The sequence below is a fragment of the Burkholderia sp. ZZQ-2 genome (genome assembly GCF_050768715.1).
Classification (GTDB): domain Bacteria; phylum Pseudomonadota; class Gammaproteobacteria; order Burkholderiales; family Burkholderiaceae; genus Burkholderia; species Burkholderia cepacia.
Map to the genome: position 1 here is coordinate 1 of NZ_LDVA01000075.1, position 217 is coordinate 217.

Below are 217 nucleotides of genomic sequence, written 5' to 3' on the forward strand. Positions count from 1 at the left end.
CCGTTCCACGCCGAGACCCCGGAGCAGGAGTCGGAGCGAGCGCTCGCCCATCTGGAGCAGACGATCCAGCTCGAGGGACCGCAGACGATCGCGGCGATCATCATCGAGACCGTGGTCGGCACGAACGGCGTGCTCGTGCCGCCGCCGGGCTACCTGCAGGGCGTGCGCGCGCTGTGCGACCGCTACGGCATCGTCTACATCGCCGACGAGGTCATGG

1 protein-coding gene is annotated in these 217 nt (G+C 69.6%); it reads left to right on the forward strand.

Translation table 11 applies throughout. The features are described from left to right. Positions 1-217, forward strand: a 217-nt coding sequence (locus ABY44_RS03320) for an aminotransferase class III-fold pyridoxal phosphate-dependent enzyme (RefSeq protein ID WP_431640841.1), incomplete at both ends; no start/stop codon positions are given.